38 protein-coding genes and 1 pseudogene are annotated in these 26,640 nt (G+C 62.0%); 4 read left to right on the top strand and 35 right to left on the bottom strand.

Annotation, left to right across the window (positions count from 1 at the left end):
• Positions 1–9 precede the first annotated feature (9 nt).
• From ASD04_RS16055 to ASD04_RS15940, 23 genes are all read right to left on the bottom strand, one after another.
• The gene (locus tag ASD04_RS16055; RefSeq protein ID WP_244488339.1) at positions 10–1,995 is read right to left on the bottom strand and encodes a hypothetical protein; all 1,986 of its coding nucleotides are present in this window, start codon (positions 1,993–1,995) and stop codon (positions 10–12) included.
• Positions 1,996–2,064: 69 nt separating this feature from the next.
• Entirely contained in the window at positions 2,065–2,532 is a 468-nt protein-coding gene (locus ASD04_RS16050; RefSeq protein WP_156461287.1) for a hypothetical protein, read from the bottom strand.
• A 62-nt stretch (positions 2,533–2,594) separates the two neighbouring features.
• Positions 2,595–3,167 (bottom strand): hypothetical protein, encoded by a 573-nt coding sequence (locus ASD04_RS16045; protein ID WP_056259173.1) that lies wholly within the window; start codon positions 3,165–3,167, stop codon positions 2,595–2,597.
• Positions 3,168–3,896 carry a hypothetical protein gene (locus ASD04_RS16040; RefSeq protein ID WP_056259170.1) on the bottom strand — a complete coding sequence of 243 codons (729 nt, stop codon included), beginning with the start codon at positions 3,894–3,896 and terminating at the stop codon, positions 3,168–3,170.
• Positions 3,889–5,955, bottom strand: a complete 2,067-nt coding sequence (locus ASD04_RS16035) for a tape measure protein (RefSeq protein WP_056259166.1) — start codon at positions 5,953–5,955, stop codon at positions 3,889–3,891. The genes ASD04_RS16040 and ASD04_RS16035 overlap by 8 nt, the downstream gene beginning before the upstream one ends.
• Positions 5,956–6,225 (bottom strand): hypothetical protein, encoded by a 270-nt coding sequence (locus tag ASD04_RS16030; RefSeq protein ID WP_056259162.1) that lies wholly within the window; start codon positions 6,223–6,225, stop codon positions 5,956–5,958. It lies immediately after the preceding gene.
• The gene (locus tag ASD04_RS16025; RefSeq protein WP_056259160.1) at positions 6,222–6,617 is read right to left on the bottom strand and encodes a gene transfer agent family protein; all 396 of its coding nucleotides are present in this window, start codon (positions 6,615–6,617) and stop codon (positions 6,222–6,224) included. Before ASD04_RS16025 ends, ASD04_RS16030 begins: the two co-directional genes overlap by 4 nt.
• Positions 6,617–7,066 (bottom strand): phage tail tube protein, encoded by a 450-nt coding sequence (locus ASD04_RS16020; protein WP_056259155.1) that lies wholly within the window; start codon positions 7,064–7,066, stop codon positions 6,617–6,619. Before ASD04_RS16020 ends, ASD04_RS16025 begins: the two co-directional genes overlap by 1 nt.
• Before the next feature lie 827 nt (positions 7,067–7,893).
• Positions 7,894–8,331 carry a DUF3168 domain-containing protein gene (locus ASD04_RS16010; RefSeq protein ID WP_056259150.1) on the bottom strand — a complete coding sequence of 146 codons (438 nt, stop codon included), beginning with the start codon at positions 8,329–8,331 and terminating at the stop codon, positions 7,894–7,896.
• 1 nt (position 8,332) lies between these two features.
• On the bottom strand, positions 8,333–8,788 hold the full coding sequence (locus tag ASD04_RS16005; RefSeq protein ID WP_056259147.1) for an HK97-gp10 family putative phage morphogenesis protein: 456 nt from the start codon (positions 8,786–8,788) through the stop codon (positions 8,333–8,335).
• Positions 8,788–9,156: a head-tail adaptor protein gene (locus ASD04_RS16000; RefSeq protein ID WP_056259144.1), complete on the bottom strand. Its 369-nt coding sequence runs from the start codon at positions 9,154–9,156 to the stop codon at positions 8,788–8,790. Before ASD04_RS16000 ends, ASD04_RS16005 begins: the two co-directional genes overlap by 1 nt.
• On the bottom strand, positions 9,149–9,382 hold the full coding sequence (locus tag ASD04_RS19520) for a hypothetical protein (RefSeq protein WP_156461286.1): 234 nt from the start codon (positions 9,380–9,382) through the stop codon (positions 9,149–9,151). The genes ASD04_RS16000 and ASD04_RS19520 overlap by 8 nt, the downstream gene beginning before the upstream one ends.
• Before the next feature lie 8 nt (positions 9,383–9,390).
• Entirely contained in the window at positions 9,391–9,756 is a 366-nt protein-coding gene (locus ASD04_RS15995) for a hypothetical protein (protein WP_056259141.1), read from the bottom strand.
• Positions 9,753–10,595, bottom strand: a complete 843-nt coding sequence (locus ASD04_RS15990; protein ID WP_056259139.1) for a collagen-like protein — start codon at positions 10,593–10,595, stop codon at positions 9,753–9,755. Before ASD04_RS15990 ends, ASD04_RS15995 begins: the two co-directional genes overlap by 4 nt.
• A complete protein-coding gene (locus tag ASD04_RS15985) occupies positions 10,595–12,028 on the bottom strand; it encodes a phage portal protein (protein WP_082531279.1) in 1,434 nt (477 codons plus the stop codon). Before ASD04_RS15985 ends, ASD04_RS15990 begins: the two co-directional genes overlap by 1 nt.
• Positions 12,025–12,927 (bottom strand): hypothetical protein, encoded by a 903-nt coding sequence (locus ASD04_RS15980; RefSeq protein WP_056259136.1) that lies wholly within the window; start codon positions 12,925–12,927, stop codon positions 12,025–12,027. The genes ASD04_RS15985 and ASD04_RS15980 overlap by 4 nt, the downstream gene beginning before the upstream one ends.
• A gap of 2 nt (positions 12,928–12,929) precedes the next feature.
• Positions 12,930–13,256 (bottom strand): hypothetical protein, encoded by a 327-nt coding sequence (locus ASD04_RS15975; protein ID WP_056259132.1) that lies wholly within the window; start codon positions 13,254–13,256, stop codon positions 12,930–12,932.
• Between the two features lie 62 nt (positions 13,257–13,318).
• Positions 13,319–14,701 (bottom strand): phage major capsid protein, encoded by a 1,383-nt coding sequence (locus tag ASD04_RS15970; RefSeq protein WP_056259128.1) that lies wholly within the window; start codon positions 14,699–14,701, stop codon positions 13,319–13,321.
• Complete coding sequence (locus tag ASD04_RS19750; protein ID WP_056259125.1) at positions 14,698–15,309, bottom strand: HK97 family phage prohead protease; 612 nt, start codon at positions 15,307–15,309, stop codon at positions 14,698–14,700. Before ASD04_RS19750 ends, ASD04_RS15970 begins: the two co-directional genes overlap by 4 nt.
• Positions 15,310–15,327: 18 nt before the next feature.
• Positions 15,328–17,091 carry a terminase large subunit gene (locus ASD04_RS15960; protein ID WP_244488338.1) on the bottom strand — a complete coding sequence of 588 codons (1,764 nt, stop codon included), beginning with the start codon at positions 17,089–17,091 and terminating at the stop codon, positions 15,328–15,330.
• A complete protein-coding gene (locus ASD04_RS15955) occupies positions 17,088–17,534 on the bottom strand; it encodes a hypothetical protein (protein ID WP_056259122.1) in 447 nt (148 codons plus the stop codon). Before ASD04_RS15955 ends, ASD04_RS15960 begins: the two co-directional genes overlap by 4 nt.
• Before the next feature lie 226 nt (positions 17,535–17,760).
• Positions 17,761–18,318, bottom strand: coding sequence for a hypothetical protein (locus ASD04_RS15950; protein WP_056259119.1), 558 nt, complete (start codon positions 18,316–18,318; stop codon positions 17,761–17,763).
• A gap of 193 nt (positions 18,319–18,511) precedes the next feature.
• Complete coding sequence (locus ASD04_RS15940; RefSeq protein WP_156461285.1) at positions 18,512–18,859, bottom strand: HNH endonuclease; 348 nt, start codon at positions 18,857–18,859, stop codon at positions 18,512–18,514.
• Positions 18,860–18,916: 57 nt separating this feature from the next.
• Between ASD04_RS15940 and ASD04_RS15935 the strand changes: the two genes are divergently transcribed.
• The 3 genes and pseudogenes from ASD04_RS15935 to ASD04_RS15925 form a co-directional block, all read left to right on the top strand.
• Positions 18,917–19,189, top strand: coding sequence for a hypothetical protein (locus tag ASD04_RS15935; protein ID WP_056259113.1), 273 nt, complete (start codon positions 18,917–18,919; stop codon positions 19,187–19,189).
• A 79-nt stretch (positions 19,190–19,268) separates the two neighbouring features.
• Entirely contained in the window at positions 19,269–19,499 is a 231-nt protein-coding gene (locus ASD04_RS15930) for a hypothetical protein (protein ID WP_056259111.1), read from the top strand.
• Positions 19,500–19,607: 108 nt separating this feature from the next.
• Positions 19,608–19,838: pseudogene (locus tag ASD04_RS15925) on the top strand (4-oxalocrotonate tautomerase family protein); the annotation flags it as partial.
• A gap of 112 nt (positions 19,839–19,950) precedes the next feature.
• Here the strand turns inward: ASD04_RS15925 and ASD04_RS15920 are convergent.
• The 12 genes from ASD04_RS15920 to ASD04_RS15865 form a co-directional block, all read right to left on the bottom strand.
• Positions 19,951–20,289: a hypothetical protein gene (locus tag ASD04_RS15920; protein ID WP_162245148.1), complete on the bottom strand. Its 339-nt coding sequence runs from the start codon at positions 20,287–20,289 to the stop codon at positions 19,951–19,953.
• A 102-nt stretch (positions 20,290–20,391) separates the two neighbouring features.
• The gene (locus tag ASD04_RS15915; protein WP_056259103.1) at positions 20,392–20,922 is read right to left on the bottom strand and encodes a hypothetical protein; all 531 of its coding nucleotides are present in this window, start codon (positions 20,920–20,922) and stop codon (positions 20,392–20,394) included.
• Complete coding sequence (locus ASD04_RS19515) at positions 20,919–21,080, bottom strand: hypothetical protein (protein WP_156461283.1); 162 nt, start codon at positions 21,078–21,080, stop codon at positions 20,919–20,921. The genes ASD04_RS15915 and ASD04_RS19515 overlap by 4 nt, the downstream gene beginning before the upstream one ends.
• Positions 21,081–21,262: 182 nt before the next feature.
• Positions 21,263–21,880 (bottom strand): hypothetical protein, encoded by a 618-nt coding sequence (locus ASD04_RS19510; protein ID WP_156461282.1) that lies wholly within the window; start codon positions 21,878–21,880, stop codon positions 21,263–21,265.
• Between the two features lie 337 nt (positions 21,881–22,217).
• Positions 22,218–22,700 (bottom strand): hypothetical protein, encoded by a 483-nt coding sequence (locus tag ASD04_RS15900; protein WP_056259095.1) that lies wholly within the window; start codon positions 22,698–22,700, stop codon positions 22,218–22,220.
• On the bottom strand, positions 22,697–22,942 hold the full coding sequence (locus ASD04_RS15895; RefSeq protein WP_056259092.1) for a helix-turn-helix transcriptional regulator: 246 nt from the start codon (positions 22,940–22,942) through the stop codon (positions 22,697–22,699). The genes ASD04_RS15900 and ASD04_RS15895 overlap by 4 nt, the downstream gene beginning before the upstream one ends.
• A gap of 89 nt (positions 22,943–23,031) precedes the next feature.
• On the bottom strand, positions 23,032–23,358 hold the full coding sequence (locus ASD04_RS19745) for a hypothetical protein (protein ID WP_056259089.1): 327 nt from the start codon (positions 23,356–23,358) through the stop codon (positions 23,032–23,034).
• Complete coding sequence (locus tag ASD04_RS15885) at positions 23,351–23,638, bottom strand: hypothetical protein (protein ID WP_056259086.1); 288 nt, start codon at positions 23,636–23,638, stop codon at positions 23,351–23,353. The genes ASD04_RS19745 and ASD04_RS15885 overlap by 8 nt, the downstream gene beginning before the upstream one ends.
• On the bottom strand, positions 23,631–24,038 hold the full coding sequence (locus ASD04_RS15880; protein WP_156461281.1) for a hypothetical protein: 408 nt from the start codon (positions 24,036–24,038) through the stop codon (positions 23,631–23,633). Before ASD04_RS15880 ends, ASD04_RS15885 begins: the two co-directional genes overlap by 8 nt.
• The gene (locus ASD04_RS15875) at positions 24,035–24,847 is read right to left on the bottom strand and encodes a hypothetical protein (RefSeq protein WP_156461280.1); all 813 of its coding nucleotides are present in this window, start codon (positions 24,845–24,847) and stop codon (positions 24,035–24,037) included. The genes ASD04_RS15880 and ASD04_RS15875 overlap by 4 nt, the downstream gene beginning before the upstream one ends.
• A gap of 38 nt (positions 24,848–24,885) precedes the next feature.
• Positions 24,886–25,827: a Rha family transcriptional regulator gene (locus tag ASD04_RS15870; RefSeq protein ID WP_156461279.1), complete on the bottom strand. Its 942-nt coding sequence runs from the start codon at positions 25,825–25,827 to the stop codon at positions 24,886–24,888.
• A gap of 34 nt (positions 25,828–25,861) precedes the next feature.
• Complete coding sequence (locus ASD04_RS15865) at positions 25,862–26,050, bottom strand: hypothetical protein (protein WP_156461278.1); 189 nt, start codon at positions 26,048–26,050, stop codon at positions 25,862–25,864.
• A gap of 138 nt (positions 26,051–26,188) precedes the next feature.
• On the opposite strand from ASD04_RS15865, the gene ASD04_RS15860 reads away from it, so the two are divergent.
• Positions 26,189–26,599, top strand: a complete 411-nt coding sequence (locus ASD04_RS15860; protein WP_156461277.1) for a hypothetical protein — start codon at positions 26,189–26,191, stop codon at positions 26,597–26,599.
• Positions 26,600–26,640: the final 41 nt, after the last annotated feature.

Raw genomic sequence — 26,640 nt, 5'->3', positions numbered from 1 at the left:
TGATCATCCTCAAGTCACAGTGATAGCGCCGGTGGCGACGGGATCGGCTTCGACGCCAGACCCGTTGATGGCCACCACCCAGCCGTATCGGGTGCCGGCGCTGATGCCCGTGACGATCCGACTGTCGGCAGCGTTGGGCGCGCCATATTCGGTCGCGGCAAGGGTAGCCGCCCCAAAGACATTGGCGGTGTGCCAATAGAGGTGCGAGCCGTGATAGTTGGCGCTGTTCGGGGCCGTCCAGTTGAACGTGATCTGGCCTGCTCCACCGGTTCCCGATACCCCCGTCACATCATTGGGGGGCGTTGGATCGGCGGTTGCGGTCAGAACGACGTAGTCGGTCCAGTTCGACGAGGCTCCCGTCGACCAGGTTCTCGCCCTCGCACGATATTCGACCCCGTCTGCCAGATAGGTGCTGCGCACCTCTGTCTCGCCAGCCACGCCGAGCGCCGATTGCACCGGCCCGCTCGCCGTCGGCTGCCATTCCAACTCGTATTGGAACAGGTCGTTCTGGAAATCGACTATCGCCTTGATGAACGCGGCGGACGATCCGCCACCGACCTCCTCGACCTCGACAGTGGGCGAGAAGCCCTCCGGTACGGGGATATCATCGCGTTCCACCGGCAGAACATTCGCGCCCGGCACGCCTTCTTCGGTCGTCGCATCGAACGCATAAAGCGTCGATGGCACCACGATGCCCTCAAACTCGTATGTCAGGTTGCGCAGTGACAGAGTCGGGCGCCCCGTGATCTCGATCACCGCCTCGGTCAGCTTGGGCGGCATATGCACCCGGATGAACCGGCGATATGGCACCTGCCGTGCTGGCTCATAGTGCGCCAGGATACGCACACGGGGCGCACGAGCCCGGACGTAGGCCAGCTTCTGCAAGCGCGACATGTGATTGTGCCGCTTCACCGCCTGATTTTCGACCGTCTTCGTTCGCTCGTCGTCGCTTGGATAGGGAGCGCCATAGATGGCGGCATCGACGGTGTTGTATCCTTTTTCCGGATCGGTAAAGCGGCCCCGCACCGCCAGCACGTTGCTAGCTTTACGCTTGTAGGGGTCGTAGTTCAGATTGATGATGTCGTTGGCGGTTAGACGGACGTCAGGCTCGACAAATTCCCCCGCGTGAACCCCAACCTTGCCGTCGGCGCGCTCGTAGATCAAGAGATCGGCTGCCTGATCCATCAACCGGCCAACATTCACAGGGTCATTGTTCGCCCTGAACCACATGCCGCCGTGGTAGCGGGGCTCGTCGTCTCCTTCGCGGTTCTGCACGGTCTCGTCGCACACGTCGGCAGCGTGGGCCCAATCGGGGGCGTGGAGCGCATTAATCGTCAGCTTGGCGCCAACCGGGTGGGCCAGGTGCCAATAACGGAACACCGCGAAGTTCTCCGAATATCCCGCCTCGGCGGTCCGCGGATCGATCAGCCCATCGTGCCCCTCGCCCTCGGCCGAGTGCTGGGGCATCCCCGAAGGATAGGTTTTCTGCAGGCTCTCGGTATCAACCGATTTGACCGCCATCATGACGGTGGCCCGCCCGTCGCCACGGTGGTCGTTGGTCCAGATCGTCGGAAAGGCGGCGACGATGTTGGCATAGGCGGTGGAGGCCGCGTCGCCCAGACGGGTGAGGATCGTCACCTTGTTGTTGAAGTGTGCCGGCGCGCTGACGGTATTCCCGCCGCTGAGCGTTGCCGGCTCGTCATGCAGCCAGTGCTGGGTGAAGCCCTTGATGTGGTGCCCGGCCCAGACCGTGATGTGGTACGCGGTGCCACCCTTCTCTTCCAGAAAGGCATAGTCGCCGGCCTTCTTTACCTTGCCCAGTACATATACGAGCGGCGGCACCGATTGCTTGAGGTTGAACTTGCCATCTTCCGGCTTTGGAGCCTCAGGCTTTGCCGGTTGGAACGCCGCGCTGACCAGGTATGCGGCGCCGGCCAGCAGCAGATAGGACGCCCCCAGCGCCACCGGCACAGCGATAGCGGCGATGGTCGCCAATGGAATACCCAAGGCTCCCAGGCCCTGGATCACCCAAGGTAGGATTGCGCCGGCAATAGCAGTTGGCATCTAGACCCGCCATATTCCAAGGGGTGTCACTACGAAGGGCGACCACATCGGACCGCTGCGTGATTGCCAGCGAACCATCCAGCGGCGCCCGTTCCAGATCGCCGACCACTGCCGGTCTGGGTTCGATTTGGAGCCGACCACGGCAACGGCGCCGAGCTCTGGTTCGGCAAGCACCTTCAGGCGTGCCATTGCCGCACAGGCAGCCACCACAGCGGCAAGATCGCCGCGCTGGGCAATCAGGGCCCGGCACTCGGCTTCGGTCGTGTAAGTGCCGCGCCACGCCGATGCGGGGTCTTCGTGGCCGTTCTCAACGCACCAGTCCGCCACCATCAAGGAGCAGTCGGACGTGCCCCACTCGAACGGACGAGAATGCGTCAGCCGAATGAAGGTCTCCAGCCGCGCCATGCGCTCCACCAGGCCATCCTCGCCGTGGTGCCGGCGAATGATCCGCACCACTGCGCGCGACATGCGTGGCCTATCCTCCGCCGCCTCGATCAAGGCGCGGGTATCGAAACGAGTCCAGTTAGGCATCAACTGAACCGGGGCCAGACGATGGTCTTGTCAGCGAGGCCGGCGATGCGCTCGGCAAATCGGTCGTTCGGCGCGCCGGGATTGAGGATTGCCGAACGTGCCTTCTGATCCACGTCCGACAGCACCCCGCCGCTGGTAAGCGTGCGCAGGTCGAAGCGGTTCGTCACCTCGAGCGTGATCGTCGAAACAATCCCCTCTTCCATGGCGGCATCATCCATCGGCATATTGTCGATGCTGCCCGTGAAACGAACTTCGACATCGCCTTCGGGCTGGTCCCATTCGTCCAGGGGCTGGATGCTCAGTTGCACCGTGCCGCCAATGACGTTCCCGGCTTCCAAGTCTTCGAAGGCCAGCCCGGCGCCTTCCTCATTCACCCCCGATACCGAGAGCAGCAGGGTGACCGCCTCGCCGTTCATGGCGCTCTCAATCTGATCAAGCCCGTCATTCAGCCGAACGCCCTGCCAGAGTTCGCCATTGGCATCGAGATAGGGGCCGGAACCATCCCACAGACGGAACGTGGCGCCATTCGGGAAGTCGAGTTTGACCAGAACCTTGATCGATTTGACCGCCATCTATGCCGCCTCAAGCGCAAGGTCGTTCCAGACGTCGACGGCCTCGACGAAGTTGATCGTTGGCCGCGGCATGCCAGCGCCGGGAAACTCCAGATCCATTTCAGCATCGGTCGCAAGGCGACACAGCACCGTCGGCTTGTCCGCTTCGAGCCACGCGTCTGCCGGGATAGCCTGCCGAATGGCAGGGAACACCGGGACGCGATATGTGTCCCCCCCGGTCTGCTCAATGACCGCGCCAGTTTCATACATGGCGTGCTGGTAGCTGAACCGGATGCCACCGGCCGTCGGCGCGTCGACCAGCCGAAGTGTCACGATCGTTGAGGACAGCGGCGCGAAGGCCGCCATTTCGATATGCACGCGGCCCTCTGAGTATAGCGTATCATCGTCAAACGGCGTGTCGTCATCGTGCGGGTAGAGGCCCGGAGTGAAGTCCTGAAAGCCCTCGGCGGCCCAATAGCGTGTCGAGCAGATCGGAACTGCCACCAGCCCGGCCTGACCGCCCAGATATGTCCGAAGTTTCGTCCACGCCCGCGCCTGGTCGGACTGCTGTCCGCGGCGAAAGATGATGTTCTTGTAGCTGCCGATCCAGAAGCCGCGATCGGTCCGGGTAAAGCGGGACAGACCGCCCAGCGTGCGACCACCGGAGCGCGTGAACGGCCGGGGATCGAAAGGCGATGCCTGAGGCGTCAGCAACTCGGTCGGCCAGTGGGTGAAATCGACATCAGACACGATAATCGCTCCCGCCCCGCTGCTGCTGGTAGCGCGCCAATGCAGCCGGCGCGGCCTTGTTCGCCTGACCCACTGAAGCGGTCATGATCTGCGGCGCCGCCTGTGCGACCACCCGTCCGGATATGTCCGTCACATAGGCACTGAACTTCTCGTCATCGGACACGACGTGAACTGTCAATTGCTGCGACGCTGCGGCTGCGGACGGCAACGTCGGCAGCCGCAGGTCTACAGGCACCTTCCCACCGGCCGGGAGCGGGATAACCGCCTCCTGGCCATGAACAACGCCGCGAGCTTCTCCCCGGCGACCACCAGTGTTGGCCGTGCCGCCCGCGAAGCCCAGAAAGCTCAGCGGATTGAACCCACCCGCTTTCATGCCGCCGCCCAGAAGATTGAGTCCGATGTTCAGCAGGTTCTTGCTGAGGTCCTTGAAGACGCTGTTCAGCACGTCGCCTGCGTCCTTACCCTCGAGGAACCCGTCGATGATCGTGTCGAGAGCATCCCGGCCTGCCTGACCCATCGCATCGGCACTTTCCGCGACGAGGCCCTGCGCTTCTGCAAGGCGCGCGGCCTCGGCCGTCGCACGGGCGTAACCGCTGGCCAGCGTATCGATCTGCTGCTGTCGCTTCTCGTCGAGCGGGAGACCGGCCTCCTTGGCCGCATTCTCCAGTTCGATCTGGGCGTTGAGGCGTTCGACCGCAAAGCCGTAGTCGTTGACCAGTGGGTTGAGTTGGGCGAGCAAGGTTGTCTTGCGCTCCAGGGCAGCGGTTTCCCGTTCCTGGGCCGCCACAGCCTCATTGAAACGATCGAGGCTGGACTTGCCACCGCCCCCGCCACTGGTGCCGGTAGTCGGTCGATATTGCGGATCGTTGACACTGATCGGTCCGGCGCCATCCACCACAACTGTCAGAGGGGTTGGAGGTGTTTCACCAGCCAGTGCGCGGGCAAGCGCTTCGTCCTGCGGCGTCTTGCCGATCATTTCGAATGTTCGGGTAACGACCCGGCCCGCGGCACTGCTGTTGGCGACCAAACCAGCGCCGCCAGTCAAATTGTTTGTCGCAACAGCGGCGTCAAAGCCGAAACGTTCAAGGCCGGTGATGCGCGAAATCTCGTTGGCAAGCCCCTGGGCCGCGGCGATGCCATCATTCATCCCAGCAATGAACGTCTGGAGCGGACCGACGATATTGTCGAGAAACACTGCCAAGTCAGCAATGCCATCACCTAGGTTGACGATACCCTCTGCCAGAAGGGCGCTCGCATCGGTGCCCTTGTCGAAGTCGCGCGCAACATCGATCAGGCGCGTCTGCAGGTTCTCCATCGCCTGCGAAACCGTCAGGGTGGAGTTGGCAACCTTTTCCTCAAGTATCTGGGAACCCGCAAGGAAACCGTCAAACAGCGCCTTCGAAGATAGGTTGCCCTCCAGCATGATCGCGCGCAGCTTGGCGACTGAACCTTCAGCTTCGCGAATGCCGGCTGCCGCGGCTTGCAAGATGGTCGGGGCGCCCTCCTGGATGCTACTAAATTCTTCGGCGCGAACGGTCCCAGAACCGAGCGCTTGGCTCAACTGCATCAAGGCTCCAGACGCTTCCTGCGCGGATTGGCCTGACGCACGAAGGGCCATAGCTACGCCATTCGCGAAGGTCTCGATTTGGGCGCTGGATACCCCAAGTTCGTTCTGAACAAGGGCAATGCGTCCGTAAAGGGTGACTAGACTTTCCAGCGGCGCCGCGTTGCGCAGGGCGGAATCCCGCAACCGGTCATAGACCTGTTCCAGTTCGGCGCCAGCAAGCCCGGCGACCTTGAGGCTATTTTCAATTCGGGTTGCGCTGTCGATAAGCTGCGTCGCGCCGCGAACGGCCGCCGCTGATGCAAAGGCGACCGCGATACCGCGCTGGAGTCCCACAAATCCGCTTTCGAGCTTGCGGTTCATGCTGGCGAAGCGGTTTTCCATGCGCTTGGCTGCTGTATTGGTTTGCCCTACCGCCCGCTGCATGGCGCGCTCGTATTTGGTGATGCTGGCCTCGAGCGAGACCACGAGGCGTTCGATGTCAGTGGTCGCCATCTATTGAACCTCGAATGTCACCACGCCGGCCGGCACCAGATGGGCGCCTTCGAGCACATAGGTCTGCGTTGAGAGGATGGCTCCTGACGCCGCCTCAAGCTCCTGCATCCGCTGCCAGATGCGGTCCTTGTCGTCTTCGCTGAGCTTGTTGCCCTGCTTAGGCGAATTGGCTTCGACATAGCCCTGGAACGCCGTCCAGAACTCCCACACCGACGACGCCTTCACGTCTTGGACCGTCCAGCCCATCGCCGCGCCCAGGCCGTAGATCAAGCCGAATCGCCACTTTCCGTCGGGGAGGCCGTCGAGCTTTTGCCCCTCGCCCTCCCCCGAGGTTTTTTTAGCGGTTCGTCAGGAGCCCCCTGCACTCCAGCCGCCACGATGGCATAGGCCAGCATGACGTTTTCCATCGGCGGACGGCTCTCCACATAGGCTTCCACCAGCTTGAGCGCATTGGCCGGTTCCAGCCCTCCGCCGATCAGCCCCAGGCGAATGGCGGCACTGATGTCACCGATGCGCCAATGCTTGCCGCCCAGCCGCTCGATCAGGAACAGCGGGCCGCAGTCGGTCGCTTCCTGGAGCAATGCCAGTTCGCCCCAGCCCAGCCGGAACGTGTATTTGCCATCGGCCCAAGACAGCGGGCCGATCGATGCGTCTCGGCTCATCAGCTCGAAGCACCGGACGTGCGGACCATCTCGCCATCGCTCTGCATGGAAATGTTGACCGTGACGCGCCCGGTATTGCTCGGGGCGCCGAACTGCGCGCTTTCCAGGTGCATCAGCCCGGTCCAGGTCCAGGTCGTCGTGGGAAATTCGAGCTCGATTTTCACCGGTACTGAGTCCGCGCTTTCCGCGGCATCGGCCCACGTCTCGACGGCGGCTTCGGCAAGGACGCCCTCGCCTTCCACGGACATGCTGAGGCTGGTGGCATCACGGCCCAGCCAGTCGATCGCCGTGGGGTCGTCGCAATCGGGGATATTGACCTCTTCCAGCCCCTTGCTGATCGTCAGGGACTTGGAGGTTAGGCCGCAGGGTGCGGCATAGACAATAGGGCCCGAACCGGAGCCCAGCAGGATGCGGAGAAGCCCGCCTTTGGTCGTTACTGGCTTTGTCATCAAGTGTCTCCAATGAAAAAGGCCCCGGTGCGGGGCCTATAATGGTTTCAGGTCGGCGGAGGCCGCCTACAACAGGAAGACGCGTTTAGCGCCCTTCTCTAGGTTAGCCTCCGACCAGAGAGGGCGGAGGTTCGTCAGGGCCCAACACGCACGAAAGTCGGGGTCCTGTTCGCTCGAATAGGTGAACATCGCTCGAGGCAGTATGTGATCTACATGCCAGTCGCCAATGTTCGCCCATGACATTCCCGGCAAGAACTGCCGCTCTAGGTGAGCCATAAGGTCGCTGATCGAGTATCCGACCAGTGCCTCCCAAGCTCTCCCGCCTTTCACTCCCGCCAGCCCATTGCGCACCAGTTGCCCCATCCGGTGGTCGAGCCTGTGTCTAGGGTTTTGCCGCCGCTTCCTCGTGTACTGGCGATGATAGTCTCGGCTCCACTCTCTCCTCTGCGGCGTATCGCGCCGATCAGCGCTATGCCTCCGCTGCTGCTCCGCCGCTCTAGCTGGATGGGCAGCACGGAACCGCGCAGTCTTTTCCCGGTTAGCGATCACCCGGCATTCGTCGCACCATTTGGCCGCTGGTCCAGTAGCGATGAACGGGGCACGACAACCTGCACAGGCTCTTTCTTTGCCCACGAGCACTGCGCCTCGCGCTTGTCGCTTCACCTTGCGCTGTGCCTCTTCACCCTTCCGGGCACAAGACTGGCCGCAATATTTGGTCGCTCCCTTTGGAAGCGGAGTGCCACATCCCGGTATAGAACAAGTGCCAATCATACCGGGATTCTAGCGTGAAAACCGAAGAAGACAAAGGCGCACTCATGCTTGAGTTGTTAGTCGAGCAGGTCGACCTGACCGGTGAACTGCATCACGCCATGGTTGATGGCGGGATTGGGATCATCGAGGATGCGGCGAAGCTCCAGGCTCAGCGAGACCAGTCCATGGGACGGCAGGCTCAGTTCGACATTGTGCAACGCCCTCTTCACGGCGTCGCAAATCTTGCGACACTGCGCCGTGCCATAGGCTTCACCGTTGCCGCTGGACCAGATGTCCCATTGGATCGTGATCTCTTCGGCCTCGAAGCAGTCGAAGGTCTCAGGGATCATCGTGTCCGGACCCAGCGAGATGTAGGGAAAAGGCACGTTGGGCGTGCCGTTCTGTTTTTCTGGCACACGGTCGTAGACGCGATTTCCGACGAAGGCGGTGACGGCCGAGGACGCCTTGAGTGCATCCATCATCGCCTTGATCAGCTCAAAGCTGGCATCGGCCATGTCAGCCTCCCGCTGCCGCCCGCTTGGCGGACTTGTTGATCGCTCGTGTCACCCGCCCCTTCACCCGACGGCGCACAGCGCGCCATGCTGGGTAGAAGAAGGGCTGCGCTCGCGTACCCGGATGGTCGCTCCCGGCGAACCTGCCCTCATTTTCGTGGGGCGACGTGCCGAATTCGACCCAGCGAGCATAAAAGGCCTGGTTGTTGCCGGCATAGATCGTGATACGCAGATTTCCCGAGCCCCTCACCTCACCCAGAGTCATCGACCCTTCGGGAGCGGCGCCCCAGGTCCAGCCGATAGATTCGGCCAGGTCACCAGAGGCGCGCGGCACCAAAGACTTTGCCAGCGCCACGACCTCCGCGGCGCTGATTTCCATCGCCTTGCGGATTTCCTGCTCAGCCAGTTGCGGCAGGCGCTTGAGCTTCTTCCGCAGGCTCGGCAGACCAAGGACTGCCATCAGCTCGGTGCTCCACCCTCTTGGGCAAGGAATTCAAGCCACTGCCGTTTACCGTCAGGATCGGCAAGCGGCGACAGGACGTTCAGCACCCGGTTCGAATTACGCGCATCGACCAGCCGCCATGCCGGCGTGACATCGAGCAGCCATGCCGCCCATCGCACCGTGATAACGAAGGGCTGGCGGCCGTCCAGCCGGGCCGCTGTCACGCCCTCCCCGCCTGTGCGCGGTGCCATGCCAGCCGCTATTGTCTGCACCGTCTCGAAGTCGCCACCCGGCACTTGATTGCCGTAGCCATCATCGACGGTCGGACGGTTCTGAAAATGAAGGCGATAGCGCAAGGCCCCGTGCCGGCGGTTACCATCAGGCATTGTTGTCTGCCTTCTTGCGGCGCTTGCGAGCGAGCGTTGCACTGATGCCTGCTGGTGGGGCGCCTGCCCCGACCACCTGCTCAGCCTTGCCGAGCGCAATGGCCTTCTCAGCGCACGCTATGGTCACATAGTAGGTCTGACCTGCCCTATAGGCGATCGTAGCCATCGGGCTGGGCTTCCAATCCCAATCAACCAGAAAACGAATGCGCCGGCCGTGCTGTGTCATGGCTTCACCTATGCGAAGGACGGATCACGACGCCGCCAGAGCAGCGCGGCGATCGGGTTGCGGGCATCGAAACCAGTAATACCGGAGAGACCCGACAGTATGGCCATGCTCTCTTCGGTGTCATCGAGCAGGCACCGCACCGCGATGACGATGGCGGCCGACACCTCCTTGGGCACGGTATCGTGCGTCCAGGCAGGATCTGGCGCGGGCTGGATGAAGCCGAGAACGATAGCCTCAGCCTGGGCGATCTTCAGTTCTATATCATCGAGCCGACCAGTTTCCTCGCCGCCGTCACCCGACAGATCGCCGCCGACATCGGCTTCCAGATCGAGCCGCAGCGCATTGTTGACTTCCTCGACAGTGACAAGGCTCATTTGGTCAGGTCCTTGCCGTTCTGCCCCTTTTTCACGGCCAACCGCCAACCGCTATCAGGGGTATCGGGCTTGCTGGGATCATCCTTCTGGGCAATCCAGTACGAGCCGCCCCAGGTGACGCCATTGCCCTTCCGATAGGTGCCACCCTCGCGATAGACGCCACGGTCAAAGACCACAGGTAGGGCAAAGTCCTTGGATGCCTCGCCTTGGACGAACCGGAGCGACACCCCCTCTTCGCCCTCGATCAGATCGAGGTCATCGAAGCCGAAGCCATCCCGGCCGGCGGAGCCATCCTTGCCCGGAGCCCCATCAGTCCCATCGCTACCCACAACGACATCGAGTTCCTTCACCCGCCCATCGGTCATGGTCAGCACCAGGACGCCTTTCCGGTCGATGATGGCATCGGCCAAGCCGACGCCATCCTTGCCGTCGGCACCATCCCGGCCGGGAGCACCATCCTTGCCATTCATGCCGGGAGCACCATCCTTGCCATCGGCGCCCACCGCCCCGTCTTTGCCGTCGATGCCGTCGCGGCCATCCTTGCCGGCAGCAGGCGGGTTTGCAGCGAGGTATTCCGCGACAGCCTTTGCGATGTCTTCGGCCGAAACCGGCTCAGCATCCTTGCCGTCCTGGCCAGGCTCGCCATCCGCACCGTCTTTGCCATCAGAGCCGTCCTTGCCGTCCACACCGTCGCGCCCATCCTTGGGCACCGGCATGTCGGCGATTTGCTGCTCCAACTCTGCGAGGCGGTCGACGAGCGGCTGCACCGACTTGGAGATCAACGCGCCGATGACCGGGGCCATGCCCTTCATCAGAAGGGAGAGTTCCTTTTCCTTCATCAGGCGGCCCTTTTCGGCTTCGGCAGAGCGAGCAGTGGCGTGATTTCCTTGAACTCGGCTTCAAGGATCGACTTGGCTGCATCGGCTAGCGCATCGCCCGATACTTCAGGCTCTGGATCCGGCTCAGTGGACGGCGGCACCGGAGCCTCAATAGGCTGGGCATCGCGGCGCGCCAGCCATTCGAGGCTGTGATCTTGTTCCTGCATATAGACGGTGTCGCCACCCTCTTTCGGAGGCAAGTTCAGGCGCTTGCGCTGCTCATTGGGCGTCAGTTTGCCTTTGGACTTCTCGAGCACGTCCATCTGCGTGCCGCTATCCATGCGCAGGAGATTGTCGAGGTCGAACTCGGTGCCCAGCATTTCCCCGGTGGCCAGGCCCTCATCAAGACAAAGCTCTATGCTCTCGATGTGGACCTGCAGGCACTGCGAATAATACTCAGTGTTAAGCGCCTGGACGTTGTTATAGGTCGGCTGGGCACCGATCCCGATCTTGTAGGGCGGCACATGATAGGTCGAGCAAACCACCTCGGCCGACCACTTGAGCTGCTCGACCATCTGGGAGTCGGTGGCCTTGGCCGTCATCTGCTCGAACTTGAGATTGTCGCCTAGCACCGCGATCTTGCCGCGGTTATTGCCGCTGAACTTGCTTTCCCAGCTCTCTTTGAGCCGCGCGGCGGTATCGTCGCCGATATGACCGGGCGCCAGCAGCACGCCGCCTGGCATCGACCCGTTCTCAAAGAACAGCGCCGAATTGTTCTGGATATTCAGGCCCTGCGTGGCGGCCAGGCCATTGGCGAAGATCGGAGACAGCCCCACCAAGGGGTGAAACATGCAGTTGAACCGGTCGTGGATCATCTCCCGTGCGGGCACTATGACGCGATCGGGAAGCCCGGCCAACGTGTCAGTGCTCAGTTCGTAGAAGACGTCACCATTGTCGGCGACAAGAGGCTTCACCCGCTTCGGGTCCAACACATGGAGAGCGACCACGACACCGCGACCATCGCGAGCCTTGAGCACATACGAGTTGCCGAACTGGAGCTTCGACAGCACCCAGCTTTCGAAGAACTGTATCCGGTTCTGATAGCCGTTTGGCTTGCGCAGCACCGGCGAATAGGCGGGCTTCTTCACCTCATTCCAGATGCCATCATTATCCTGCTGGACCAGCATGATGCGCAGCTTGGCAATATCGGAGGCGATGAGGGTCTGGCAGGCGAAGACCGCATGGAAGGAAAGCACGCTTTCCATTTTGACTTCGACATTGCGCTGAAAAGCGCCGGCATAGACCTCGCGGATTAGCGGCCACCAACCGCGATTTTGGTTCACGGGAGACACGAGCTTCTTGCTGGGCGCGCCTGCATCGGGAACGCGCGCGGAGCCATTTGGACGATAGTCCGACGCGGTTGCGCGCTGAATTTCGAGGCCGAAAATCTTCACGCTGCCTCCTTCGTGCGTCCGCACCAGGTCACATCATCAAAGCCGATGGATCGCGCGATCCGGTCGGCATGGTCATCGTCATGGGCAATGGCGAGCACGTCGCCCGGCCAATGTTCGGCGGCCTCGGGAGAGGCGATCACCGCAGCGTAGTCAGCCCCGTCTAGGGCTTGTTCGACATCGACCCAGAGCGTGGGGCCATAGCCCAGGATCAGGCATTTGCCAGTCGTCGCGATTTCGTATCGGCATCGATCCGGGAACCTGGCAGCGATCCACCGGCGAAAGCTATGCGACCGCGCGACGTCATCAGAAATGGACAGTATGTCGGCGGTGGCCGACGGCTCGCCCCAGAGGCGTGCCTTGACATCGCCGCGGCGCGCGGCCGGTGCCGGGTGCAGATTGTGGTACAAGGTCCGGAGCAGATATCGGTGGCCCTCGAAACCCTCCACCATTTCGAGAAGACGCTGCGCGTCATAGACCGTCGGCGTGTGCAGGCCGAACCAGAGCGGATCGGCAATGCCTTTCGACACCAGGATATCGCGTGTGCTCTCGATATAGCTTCGATACTCCCCCGAAGCCTCACCACTGCGCAAATATTCGGCGATCGTACCACGGTGCTCGTGTCGAAAAACCCACGGACGCAAGACGAAGATGTCGTCGTGCATGACGACGAACTGACCCTTGATATCGCCTGCCCAAATTGCAGCAACGATATTGGCCGTCGATGACTGATACCGATCGTCAATTCTCGCCTCGGGGACGTGCTGCACGGCTGGGCCGATGATGAGTGGCTTGTCGCCGGCAACAAAAACCCTGTCGTGTGGCACATTGGCCAGCGAGCGAAGCGAGTAGCGCAGTTCCAGATCATCCGGCGCGCTCTTGTAGGGATAGACGATATCCATCGTCAGGAAGCCAGGGCCTCATCGATCCGGCGCTGCAGCTCGCCGGCCTTCCAGCCAGCAAAGGGCTTCTTCCCCACGAGCGTCTGATAGTCGGCGCGCAACTTGTTCAGCGCACCCTTGTCGTCATCCGACGTCTTGGCGGCCACCTGCTTCGCCTTCTCGACAATGGCCGGCGGCGGGGCATCAATCGAACCCGGCATCCGCATGGGCCGGGCCTTGCCAATGGCCACCAGCACTCTGGCATCACGATTGTTCGCCTCGAACTCGTCGCCCGCCATCATGCGGCGAGTGGCGTAGCGCAGGCCCTTGGTCGCGATCAGCTTGGGCATTTTCAATCTCCACGAGAAAGGGCGGGCATCATTGCCCGCCCTCAAAGAAAGACCTTCGCCGATTACGGCGAGGTGGCTTCCGAGCCCCACTCGGCCGCGGTGATGGTGGCAACGCCGGTCGGACGGCGACGAGCCCAGTTGATGAACTTTTCGACGCGGATCGCCATGGAGTTCGTCTGGAACATCGACACCAGAGTAGCTTCGACCGGATCGGCGCCCGTGGAAGTTCCCGTCGGGTTGTCGACCATCTGCAGGGAGGCTTCGCCCGACATGTCGACGTTCACACCGCCATCATCGGCCAGCCACACGTCGCCGGCATTGACCAGCGTGATGGTGGTGCCCGCGGCTTCCGACACGATGACGGGCAGACCCATGAAGGTGCCGCCATTGACGGTGACGCCCGGGAATTCCGACTGGCCGAGGGCATTGACCATCATGGCCAGGCCGAGGGCATTGGAGCCGGACATGATCCAGACACCGGAAGTCAGCGGGTTCTTCGCCTGGACGAACACCAGCATCGCGGCGCGGGCATCGGCCCGGATCGCATCAGCATCGCCACCAGTGGAAGCTGCGGTGCCGGTGATGCCATTGGTGATCGACGCGGGCTTGGCGCCGGCCGAACCAGCATTGGCCGGGTCGATGAAGGCCGAGTCTATGGCCTCGATCACAGCAGCGGTGAGATCGTCGCGAAGGGCGATTTCAGCACTCGGGGTCGAGAACCGCAGCGCCTGCAGAGTGACGGCGGCAAGGCCGGCGATCGTCAGGGGTGTCAGTTCGGTGCGGCTCCAGGTCGGCTTGGTCATCGGCTTGGCCGATCCTTCAGCAGGCCAGTAAGCAGTGCCGCCAGAAGCCTGGGTCACCACGGGATAGTAGAACGGCACACGGCGGAGAGCCGGGACACCATTCTGGCCGAACTTGCCGACGATGGTCTGGTTGCGCAGGAACTCGACATAATCGGCGATGCCCGCTTCGTTGCCGAAAAGGGAGGCGTCGGTGGTCGAATTGACGGCCGAGATATTGGCCTTCTGCACCAGTTCCACGATGTGCGGATCACGCTCGCCATACTCGCTCTTGGCGATCTCGACGGCCGGCGTGCCGGTCTTCTTGCCCAGAATCATGCAGCGCGCGAAACGAGCGAACTGAATGCCGGGGGCAGGCTTGGCGGCCTTGATCTGGGCCGGGACGCGGCTGTCGGTGCCGGTCTTCAGGGTCTGGCCGTCGACGGGCTTTGCGCCTTCGCCGAGGGCCTTTTCCATCGACTTCATGCGCTTCAGGTGGTCGTCGATCTCGGCAATGTCAGCGGAGTTGCCGTCGAAGGCTTCCTTCTGTTCCTTGTCGAGGGTCGAGCCATCTTCGGCCGCCTTGGTCATGATGGCGTCGTTGGCGGCGACGAGCGCGGCACGCTTCTGTTCGAAGGCCGCGATCTGTTCTGCAATTTTGCTCATGAGAGTGTCCTCTTGATCGAGCGGATGATGAAGGGTTTCGCCCGATCGCGGGCAGGAGCATCCAGCTTGACCACACGGCCCTCCTTGCCGGTCGCGGCAGGGTCGGCGTCAGCAGGATTGGGTTCGGCGCCGGTCGCTGCTTTCAGCGCCTCGGCGTCGTATTGCTTGATGGATTGAATGGTGGCATCGGCATTGGCCGGGATGGTCACAGCCGAGAGCTCGAGCCATTCCCATTTCTCGAAGATCATGCCCCAGGAATTGGGGATCTGCTCGGTGTCGATGCCACGGAAGCCGATGGACAGCCCGCGAACCAGGCCGGCCTTGATGTATTTCCAGGCCTTGTCGATATCCTCGTGCACGCCCTGGGCGATTTCCGCGACAATTTCGATGCCCTTCTTCGAAACCTTCGCTTCAATGACGTGGCCGATCGGCTGTCGGCTGTCGTGCTGGTAAAGGAACGGGATGGGCAGCGTGAAGACCGCGCCTTCAGGCATGACGATATCGCCCGCCCTATCCGTCTTGGGCGTAGAGGCGATGCCGGTGATACGGCGCGACTCTTCGTCAATCTCCTTGATCTCAAGGAGACTGTAGGCTCGGGTCATGGTCATGGAGGTTTCCCCTCGGGGTCAGACGATGATCATCTGGTATTCCTTCGCCCGGTGAGCCGCAGGGTTGCGGCTCATCTGGGCGACGGCGTTGAACAGTGAGATGGCAGGGTCAATTTTCGCGTCGCCGGCCGTTGCCTTCGTCGCTCGAATAGTTGTCGCCATCTGCTCGATTTTCAGGTTCGGCACGCACCACTGCATCAGCGGTCCGCCGGCATGCTTCAACTGGCCGCTGGCCAGGTATCGCTCGGTGGTCTTGATGGCTCCCATCAGGTAGCCGCCCTGCTGCTGGCCGATCAGCAACCCAGCCTCCTGGGTGACGCCGATGTTCTCCATTGCGTCGATGATCTCGCTGATGCCGGATGGATCGACCACCACGCCGCCCAGCAGGTTGGCGTTCTTCAGGTCTTCGACGATGCGGGTGACAGCCAGGACGTCGCCCAGGGGCTTGTTCAGGATCGTCAGTTCGCGCGCAGCGGCGATATCTTCGAGGACCGTGGCGATCGACTTGCGCCGCTGCAGCACGATGCGCTGGCAGTACCCATGCGACCATGCCAGCCAAGGCTTCACCTTCAGCCGGTGAATTTCGCCGGTTAGCTCGTCCTCGATCGCAACCTCGATCTGGCGCGTCTCTCGGCCCAGAACAGTCATGCCGAGAAGGTCATCGAGGCCGCCCCCATCGAGGCCCACCACCACGACCTCACAGCGGGCCTTCAGGCGCTCCAGCGCTGCCCAGTGGGGCACGGAAGCCAGTTCCGGGTCCTCAGCTGCCAGCCAGTGGTCGGCGCCCGGCCAGCGGCCCGCCCTGAGGTTCAGCCCGATCTCGATGTTCAGGTGCTTGGCCAGGAAGGTCTGGATGGTGTCGCCATCCTCGTCTTGGCCCGCTTTGACCTGGGCCAGCTTGCGCTCGAGCCATGACTGGCGAACCGAGCGGCCCATATTCGGGTTCGTCACGTAGAAGTTGGCCGGATCGAGGTAGGCCTTGCTGGCGATCATCGATGGCGGGAACTCGTATAGCACCGGCAAGCTGCGCGCATCTTCGATCTCGCCGTCGCGCACGCCCCGGAAATAATCGAGCTTTTCCTTGAACACGCCAGCGGGCTGCGCGTCGGACATGGTCGAAATATAGATCACGAAGCCTTCCGGCCGGGAGATGAGCCCGCCCGTGGCTTCCTGCAGCATACCCGCGGCGTTCGCCTTCTTCCCGAACAGCCAGAGTTCGTCGATCAGCACGAAGGCGGCCTTCTTGCCCGACGCCGTCTTCGAATCCGCCGAGATCACCTTGAGCACAGCGCCCTTGGTGCGGTGCGTGATCTCCTTGGTATTCCGGTTGACGTGCAACAGGTCCACCAGGTCCGGATCGGCATCGACCATATCGGCCGCCGGCTTGAAGGCGTTGTCGGCCACTTCGCGCGTCGGTGCCAGGATCAGCAGCTCCTGGCTGTCACGCCAGTTGCGGATCAGCGCCGTCAGCATGATACCGGCCACGATGGTGCTCTTGCCGTTCTTTTTCGACACGAGCAGGAAGAATTCTTCGATGAGCCGTTGCCCAGTCTCAGCCTCGTAGGCGCCAAAGACAGCCCGCACGAAATCGAAGACGAAGGGCTCGCAGGCCTCGCCGAATGTCGGCTGCCCGGCAACATCCACCATGCGCAGCGACTTGAATACCGCCAGCGCCGCATCGGCTTCTGCCGGGAATAGCGGCTCCATGGCGATCAGCGACTGTCGCGCAACTATACGCTGCTCCCAGTCGAGGCAGGATGTCGACCAGGTGCGGTCGGTCACTTGCTATGGACCAGCCGCGGGCCCGGAGGGGGCGCGAACTTGCCACCCTCAGCGACCTCCTCGGCCGCCTGTTTCTGAATTTCCTTCTTGCCTCGCTTGAGAGCGGACGCCGGGGTCGCAGCCGAAGCCGCTGGCGCCGTTTCTCGATCCTTCAGGCGCTCACCTGCGGCCGAAGCGGTTACGAGCTCCAGCGCCTTCTTCTGAGCCGAGACGTTGCCGGCCATTGCCGACTGGTGCAGGGCCAAGAGCAGTTCGGCGCGGGTCTTGGCCGTACCGACGTCCAGCTCATGCGAAAAATGCTTGCGCAGCGTCGGCGCGCTGATGCCGAGCGCAGTCGCCACCGCGTCGTCGCTCATCCCACCAGCCTTGAGAACGCGGACTTTCCTGCGCTCTTCGTCGTCGGGCGCATAGGCCCGTCGACCGCTGTTTTTGTTTCCGGCCATGCGTGAGATTTCCGGGTGTGAAAATAAAATATGCCAATGAGCGTGTCGCGGGTCCTGGGCGGCGACCCCTTCGGGCCTTTGACCACCCCCCCCCTTCATCTGATGGGGTAGACCTGCCTCTGCTTGCCGCACTTGGTGCACGCCTCACTGCGGCCTGGCACCAGCGCTTGGAAGCGTGTTGCCTTCCACTGGTGACGGCAGAAGAACTCGCGGATGCGGGCCAGCATCAGGCTAGCGCCTTGGCTTTATCTTCAGGGCCGATCACCACGAACGGGCCGCGCACACCAGCGTTGTGACGCTCGCTCGCGCTCAAGGCGGACCTGATGCGATCAGTGGGGCACTCGCTCGATGTGGCGTGCAGGGCGCCAAGGGCAATGCTGCCGCCGCACCCACATGCGGCATAGCCGTCGAGGTTCTCGCCAACCTGATAGTCGCCACCGATCTCGAACAGCCTTCCCTCATAGCCCACGAGGAACTGACCGCCTTGCTCGCGCTCGTTCTCCTTGCTGGCATAACCGCCGTCCTTGAAGCACTGGCGCAGCGCATCGACGAAGCTCGTCACCATGTAGACATAGACGTCCTGGTCGGCGTGACGCTTGGGCGGCTGAAAGCGATGGGCCAGCAGCTGCCCCATGCGGAATGACGAAGTGTATCCCATGACGAAATCGCCATTGCGGAACACCTTGGGGTCCGATCGCACCATGAGGTCGTAGCCGGCCACACCTGCACTATCGCCACCGATCCAGACCTTGCCCTTCTCCACGACGCCTACGATGCAGGTCATATAGCTCTCCGCTCTTGTGATTGCGCCTCGCTGTCGTGCCATTCCCTCCGCGTAGGCCGCGAAAGCAGCGAGTTCTGAAGTGCATGGATGTGGAAACGAAACTCGTTGGCGTCGTCGGGATGTTCCACAGGCAACGCGACAAATGCGTTCCAAGCCTCGACTAGCTTCTGCATGACGGCACGCTCTTCGTTGGTCATGAGGGCTTTCGCTCTTCCCGTTGGGCTTCCGAGTCGTGCCATTCCTTGGACACGGCCTCGAGGTTGCTCATGTCCCAGAACAGCCGCTCATCGCCCTTGTGCGGTACCTTGTGGTGGACGACTGGGCTATCCGGCGCCGGCGCTTTGCCGGTCAGCAGCACGCCTGTGTGCTGGCAGGTGTAGAGATCACGGGCCAGCACCTCTTGGCGCAGGGCCTGCCACCTTGCTGACTTGTACCAGCCGCGCACTGTGGCATCTGGGCTGTAGCGGGTGTCTCGCACCTGGCGGGGTGTTGAGAGGCGAGGCTTCGCCGTGCCGATGCGGTTGCCCAGGGTCTTCACCACTTGCCATCCGCGCAGCCGTCGGCGAATGCTTCATGACGAGGGTTTGGGAGGACGGGCATGGGCTACAAATTATTTCCCGGCGCGGTGCCATCAGAGTACGTGCTGGCGACGATTTCCTTGGTGGATGACCTGCCGGTGGCAACCCTCACAACCGGAGGGCCTGCCGCCGAAGGTGCCGATTACATCTTTGTACCAATCGAGCCTATGCCAGTCCCTCAGGCTCTCCAACGTGGAGCCGCAACAGCCGCGAAGGCGAGGAAGCCATTCTTCATCCGTCTTCAAGACGGCACGGAGTGGAATGCGGATTGGGGCGCCGCTCCAACCGCATAAGCAAATCCATCCTGCCACCCGTGAAGGCTTGGCACTTGGCGATATGTTTGTTCTAGTCGGCTGACATTTTGGAGGGCGAATGACACAGGGCGAAATCGAGAAGGCGAAACTACACGCGAACTACTGGAATGGCTTGGCCATAACCACGATGGCCATTGGCGTGCTGCCGCTGTTTCTAGAAACTGGGTCACAGCACCCAAACCCCGACCTTGCCGAGGTGATCATTCAGGCATTCGGGCGCCTCGCGTTCGCCGTTCCCCTCAGTCTGCTGTTCCATGCTGTCGCCATCAGATCGGTCCGAGGCATCTAGCCCCCTGCCTGTTATGCCAAGGAATGGGGTTGGGCCGACGGTGCGGCGACCCGTTGCCGAAGGCAGTGTGCAGGGCCTAGGGTTACCGCCCGGCCAGGAACAGACAGGGTTTCCACTTTGCCAATCGTAAGAATAGAGATCGCCAAGGGCGTCGCTTCGGTCGATCAGAAGAAGGCCGTGATACGGCGCATGACCGACGTGCTGGTCGAGGAGCTGGGACGCAACCCGGAATACATCTTTGTCGTGATCGATGAGGTGGAAACCGACAACTGGGGGCGCAAGGGCCAGAGCCTGACAGAACTATGGTCACAAGCTCAGGCCGAGCCCAGCAACGATTAAGATGGTCGATCATGCTGCGCAGATCTCTCAACCTACCAGCGACAGGTGCATTTATCGGCCCAGGAGTGCCACGGTGTCACGTGCTTTCGGAGAGTCCGTTGGCATCTGGGCATCACCGCCGAATCGAGTTGACCAATATCTGCTCACAATAGGCCTCGATGGTGAGCCCCGCGGTCGCGGCGGCACCGGCCAGGTGTGCCCGATCGCGCTGGCTGAGCGGAACCACGACCTGCGGCGCGCGACCGTCGTGGCCATAGGCCGATAGATCCCAGAGCGTCCACATTCGCCGGACCGTCTCTGGACGGTCGTCGATCCGTTCGGCGATGGAGCAGGAACTGTAGCCGCGCCCGGTGAGGAACCCGATTACGCCGGCCCTGGCATTGGTCCATCGCTCGACGAACGCGGCACCTCCGCGTTGCCTGTCGGTGGCAAACGACGAAGTGCGCGGCAAGCTCTCTGCAAGCATCAAACCACCATCCATGTGCGTGTCAGGGGAAGGTGGCGATGATCATTGCAGAAGTCCAGAAATCTAAGCCTTCTGAGCAGTTTCGCGTCAGCGACGTGGCTCTAGCCATGCCTCGATGCCATCTCGATTTAGTCGAACCGCTATCTTGCCCGCGGCACTATCGACATGGCGATAGAAGGATCGCTTCGCCCACCTCAGTTGCTCGCACCGCTGGCGAAGAGTTTTCTGCCTGATGCCGAGATCCTTGCCGACCTCGTGCAGCACCCACAGAACGAGCTTGGGTCGATGCTCATCATCGAGGGTGGCGAGCCATGCCGGGTGTTCATCGGTGCCAAGCACTACCGCTTCGGCCTGGCTGATGTCCTGCGGCGTGACCCGCGCCGGGCGTTGCTTCGCTCCGGCGCGCAGGAACGCCAGTTGGTCATCGTTCAGAAGTCGGATCAGGGCGACCTCCTCCGGGTTCTTGCCGCGGAATATCTGCTGGACGGCGCGCGTCGGGCCGACGCGAGGCGTGGTGCGCTCTATTGTGGCGAAGGCATCGACCAGCGCCTCCTTGACTGTGTCGGGCGTCCACAGTGGGCGATCGATGAGGGCGTATGGCGGGACATGGAGGTTCAAGTCTGGCTCCTGATGGCGGTGACCATTTCGGCGATGAGGTGTAAGGCCAGGTCATTGCCGGCCAGGTTGGGATGATCGAGATAGGTGGCCACGATCTGGGCAGCGCGCGCTCGCTCAGCGCTGACCACCCCTGCAGCCGCGCCAATCAACTCGGCCAATCGTCCCTCGAACAAAATCGACCATCTTTCATAGTCATCGCCGAGCGCCCTTGCGGAATGCATGATGGCCCATCGCCGGTCAGCGTAAACGGAGAAGTCCTCGCACTCGGACCATGCCAGAAATGCGTCCCTCGCCGATGCGTCGGCGGCGACTTGGAGCCAGTCGGGGGTCGCTGATTTGGTCATTCGACCACCTCGTTATCTTGGACTGTTTCGTCACGATCACTGGTGTTCTGGACTGTTTCGTCACGATCACCCTTCTTCCTTATAAATATATCTGGGTGGCTGTGACGTGTTAGTCCGAGACGCCGCCGCTCCTCGAACCAAGCGGTGCGGGTTTTGCCTTCAGCAATCCAAGGTTTAGTGGCCTGGAATGATGCTGAGCGGGGCTTACCCCCGCGATCAGCACGGCGTTTTGCACTTCGTTCTCGGGCCGTGGCTCGGCGCCGATCATCGGCGGGCTGGTCGCAAGCATCGATAAGTCGCCTGACCTCGTGCTCTTCACGCTCGGCAGCGGTGAGCTGAATCATCTCGCCAACCAATGCTGAACTGAAGGTCAAGGCGCCGGCCGCTCGCGCGGCGGCGACCTCGCGAACCACTGGCTCCAAGATGGTATCAGGAATATCGATGCCGACACGGAGGCAGTGCCTGGTCACCGACCGTAAATTCACGGCGGTATCAACGCGGGCAGAGACATAGCATATGGCCCTTGCCCAACCGTCGAGGCCACCTATCGCAAGACCCTCGCGCTTTCGCGCGCGGTAGATGCGGGTGAGATATTTTCTCAGTTCAAGACCCATGATTTCATCAGGTGTATAACGGGGCGGAGTTGACCTGCTCACTGCGTGCCCCTCCCGATGTTCAAGAGGTCAAACCTATATTCGTTTGTAGTCTGTCGGTTCGGCCTAACCCAAGTAACCCACCCTGCCTTGCGTAGCTGCGCCAAGCACGACGAGGTATAGCGAGCGCTGATGTGAAGCTCCTCGGCGATTTCTGCGATTGACGGATCAGCCACAGGTGCCGCGCTGCGTGCCATGTATACGGCCAGCCACACACCCACCCGAAATGCAGAAGGTGAGAGCCTCCGGTCAGCGAGCATCCCGTTGATCAATTTGTCCGTCGTTGAATGATCAATGATCATTGCGCGCCACCGATTCCACTCCACCGCTTGGCCAGCATCTTCTCCCGAACCGATCGCTTCTTTGGCCGGGCCAGCGCCATCATTCGGCGATAGGCGGCGACCAGTGCCACCCGCCCGCCGGCTGCGAAAATGCGACGGCCTATGTCTTCGACAACCCGTCGATCGGCATCGTTGGTCTGGCGCTCGATGCGGAACAAGGCCAGGTCGAGCGCCTGGTCAAATTGCATCGTCGGGTCACCACGACGGGCCAACTCAGCGTCGTAGATGCCGAGCATCAAGCGCTCGCCATGGTGGCCGCCACCTTCGGAACAAATCGACACGAGCTGATCGATTTCGGTGGCTAGCAGGTCATCTGGCAAAGACCGGATACCGTCGGCCAGCGGCCCGATGGTTTCATCGAAGCGCACCAACGGCAGCGAGAACCAGGGGGCCCGTTGGCCGGGCTTCCCGCCGGCGAGGATTTCGGAAGGCCGCTTCATGAGCTCACCTTCGAAGTGTCCAGCACCACGCCGATCTTTTCGCCCTGTTTGACGAAGTCGACGCCGGCACGCCGCAGGGCGCGGATCACCAGGACGAGGCTGTCAGCCTTAAGCGGCACCGGGCCATCGGCCGTCTCGGCCCGCGTGATGGACGAGACCGATATGCCGGCGGCCTTGGCCAGATCGGCGGCGGACCAGCCGAGCAAAGCCCGGCCGGCGCGGATTTGAAAAGGACGGATCATGGCCCCACTCCAAACAGGACAAGGACGACTGCAAAGTCGATGGCGAGGGCGCCGAGGACGGCCCAGGGCCAATTCGGTCAGCCGGAATTTCATGCTGCCCTCCCTTTGCGTGGCGTGAGCTTGTGGATCGTTGCCGTCGCGCGCTTGTGCTTGCCTGTGGCCTTCGAGGGCTTAGGCATCGCCAGCGGAGGCTCAGGAGCCGGGGAAGCGCTCTGCGCCTCCCCGATGTCCACGCCAGCGAAGAACGTCCGCAGGCGGCTTCGGCTGACGCACCAGCGGCCATTGACTTGGCGGGCCGGCAGTTGCCCCTTGTCGAGTGCTTCCCATGTCTGCCGCGGCGTGCGGCCGATGAAGGCGGCGATTGACGCCACCCCCCAGATCAGATCGTCGGCGAGGGTTTCGGGCCGATCAGCCATTGGCACCCCCCATTTCCTCAAAGAAGCCCAGGGCCGCTTCCAGCATCCGTTCCTGCACATCGGAGACGACACCCTCATCCAGGGCAACTCGAATTGCCTGGTGGACCTCGGCCAGCGATTGTGCCGGCAATTTCCACTCGTTCAGCACGGCCCTTGGCGGGCCATAGGTGCAGGCGATGACCTCCTGCTCCAGCGCATTGGTCACCACGTCCGGCGTTGCGCTGTAAGCGGCGAGGCCGGCACGATAGTCGGCGATGGCTTTGAGCAGCGGGTCAGACATTGATGCCTCCCGCCTTGGGCACCCAGCCGGCGAGGTCGATCATCGGGTCGTAGTCGTTATGCTCGCCAGTGCGATGATTGAAGGTCCGCATGCGGTCAACTAGCATGGTCCGCGGGCTACCATCCCGCATGCGCTCATTGACGCGCCAGAAGCGCTCGGCGCGCAGGAAGGGCTCGGGGTGATCCCATGGGTTCGAACTGATATACAGGCGCCACCCATCGCAAGGGCCGGCGGTGTCGGTGATGAGCTTCACCAGCTCCGCAACATGGTGGTCGATCTGCTCTTGCGCTGACTGGGCCTCGTTCGCTTCGGTGGGGACCGCCAGCGCGACAGGGATGCCAGCGGCAGCGCCGATGAACGGCAGAGCCTGGATCATAAGGCGGCGGGTGATCATGCTCATGACCGCAGCCCCCCAACGTTTGCTCTCAGTGCATCGAACAGGGTCTCGACGTCCCAATTGTTCATTTCGAAGCTGGGCTTGCCGCGAATGTAGGCGCGCTTTTCAGCCTCATCGCGGGGCGTGGCGGGCTGAACCAGCACCAACGCAATGGCGGCCACCTCTTCGGCCCGCCAAGCTGCGGAGAGCGCCTTGTCAGCTGCGGAGTAGCCGGAGCGATATTCGATGCGCTTCTTCCGCCTCAGCTTAGCTTCAAGCTCATCGCGCAGGCCGGCGAATTTCACACGGTAGGCCTCGGCTTCTTCAGGACGATGCAGCGCGAGGCCCAGCCCTTGCCACTGCTTGCTGTGACGCTCAATGTCATCGACATCGTAGGCGTAGATCGGGGCCCCCGGGTTTCCACCCATGGCAACGTACTGACCCACCTGAACCCGGGGGCGCCATTCGTAGCGAGGGTTTGCCTCCATTCGGGCCTGAGCGGCGTTACGGCGCTCAAGAGCCTGATCGACAGCTTCGCTGGCACGCCGATGAAGGTTGATGGCCCGCAGCACCAGATTGGTTTCCTGGTGGAAGCACCATGACTGGTCAGGCTGGCCCGAATGAATTTTGACCGACCAGCGGCCGAACGTGACCGGAGCCATGGCCTGGACGGCGCGCTCGATGTGCACGGCCGCCAGCGCCAACCCCGAGAGGCCAATCGTCTCAGGATCATCGGCACCTGGCGCTGCGGCAAGGGCCGGCACTGTAGCAGCACCGAGAGCCGCCGAAGAAAGTGCCGCCCCCATGCCCGTCAGTGCAACACGCCGCGACATTCCGGGCTCGACCGGGCGGGCTTCCCCGCGCGGGCCGCTCACTTCGCACCCCCTTCCACCGGCTGGCCGGGGAAGGCGATCACCGTCTGAGCAGAGTGCTTGGCGATGTGCTGGTCAATCAGTGCCTTGCCGCGATCCTTGAGCCATGCGCGGACAGCAGTGGCGCGGTAGAGGTGGACTTTGCGATCGAAGTTGATGCCTCGCATGTCCATCTGACGATGGGTCTCGATGCAGAATGCCACCAGGGATACCGTCAGGCGGGCGCTGAGCGACTTCTGGCGAGGGACTGGGCCGTTGACGCCGGCGAGGGCATAGACGCCGCTTACGGCCACCCAATCGCCGGCAACGAAAGCATCAGGCTCGAGCGCTCGCCGGGCGAGAGCGAGCACCTGGCCAACCGACCTATCGAGCGTCGCCAAGCTGCCGATCACCATCTTGTCCCGCTCACGCGAGGCCATGAAGCGATCGTCGAGATAGGACTTGAGGGCGCCGATCGGATTGCCGGCCAGTTCCTTCACCGCCTTGATCAGGGCGCCGCGTGTCCCGTGACCTTCGCGGGCAATGAGGTCGCGGACGGCTTCGATGTCGGTACGAGCGCGGTCGGCGAACTCGATCAGGTCGAATTTCGCTCCACCGTGGAGCGAAATTCCGCCGCGCAGATCGATCCACTCGTCCACGACTGCGGCCATGAACTTGGGAGAGAGTTTGGCGACCACGACATAGGTGTCGCGCTCGATCAGCCGATAGGCGGTGGTGTACTGGGCCTTTCCCTTGGTATCGAGGAAAGACGTTTCCTCAATTTGAGGAAGCGTCATCACACCTGCATCGGCAAGGGCGACGATGGTGCGTTTCACGTTGTCATGGCGCTTGTGGGTGAGCTTGGCGATATCGCTGCTCGACATGGTGAGGGGGTGTTCGTCAGGGCGTAGAAGTTCGGCCTGCGAACTGCTATATGCAGATTGCATCTTGTTGACTTTCAATGATGTTGGGATTGCTGCCTGCCAGGGCAGCGGTTCATTCGGCCGGGGTAGCGGAAGCTGCCTCGGCCGATTTGTTTTGAGGTAGCGCCTTGAGCATCAGCTCGCGCACCGCGGCCGCACGGCTGGGGATGCGGTTCTCGTACCGATAATCATCGATGCGATTGATCAGCCCGGGCTCGATCATTAGCAAAAGCCGCTCCGTCTTAAGTTCGTTGGTGTCCATAACTTCCATCACTTCCATTAGGAATGGAGGTATGGTTAGCGGGGTTCATTCAACTTGTCAACAAAGTGATGGAAGTTCCATCTATTGAGGTTCTTCCATGACTGCCCTATGTTTGAGGCTCAATCTGGGGACCGAGAGTTGGCCAAGGACGAACTGAAAACGATCAAATTTCAGATGATGCTGTCCGAATCGGAGGCGAGAGCGCTCGACGATTGGGGCTTCGCGCATCGCATAAGGTCCAGAGCCGAGGCTATCCGCCGTCTTTGCCAGATGGCACTCATCTACGATGATAGGGCAGACGGGATGCAGGAACTTGCTGCTCGGATTCACGCATCCGAACCCAAGCGGCTGACAGCAAACCAGATCGCCGACATCGCAATCCCCTTAGCCGGCGATGTTCAGATGCTCGGCAAGGCCAGAGCTATCTATGGCGACGGTGACCAGGCGGTGGCTATGGATCGTATCGAGACGGTAAGGGAAGGCCTTAAAAACGCGAGGGACAAGCGGACTGCCGCTCTTGCGGCGCTGGATGAAGGCAAGACCAAGTGAGCGTCCGCAAACGCCTCTGGACGACTAAGGGCGATGAAATC

The sequence above is a fragment of the Devosia sp. Root436 genome, from assembly GCF_001426345.1.
Taxonomy (GTDB): domain Bacteria; phylum Pseudomonadota; class Alphaproteobacteria; order Rhizobiales; family Devosiaceae; genus Devosia.
This window is presented reverse-complemented; position numbering and strand designations above follow the sequence as displayed.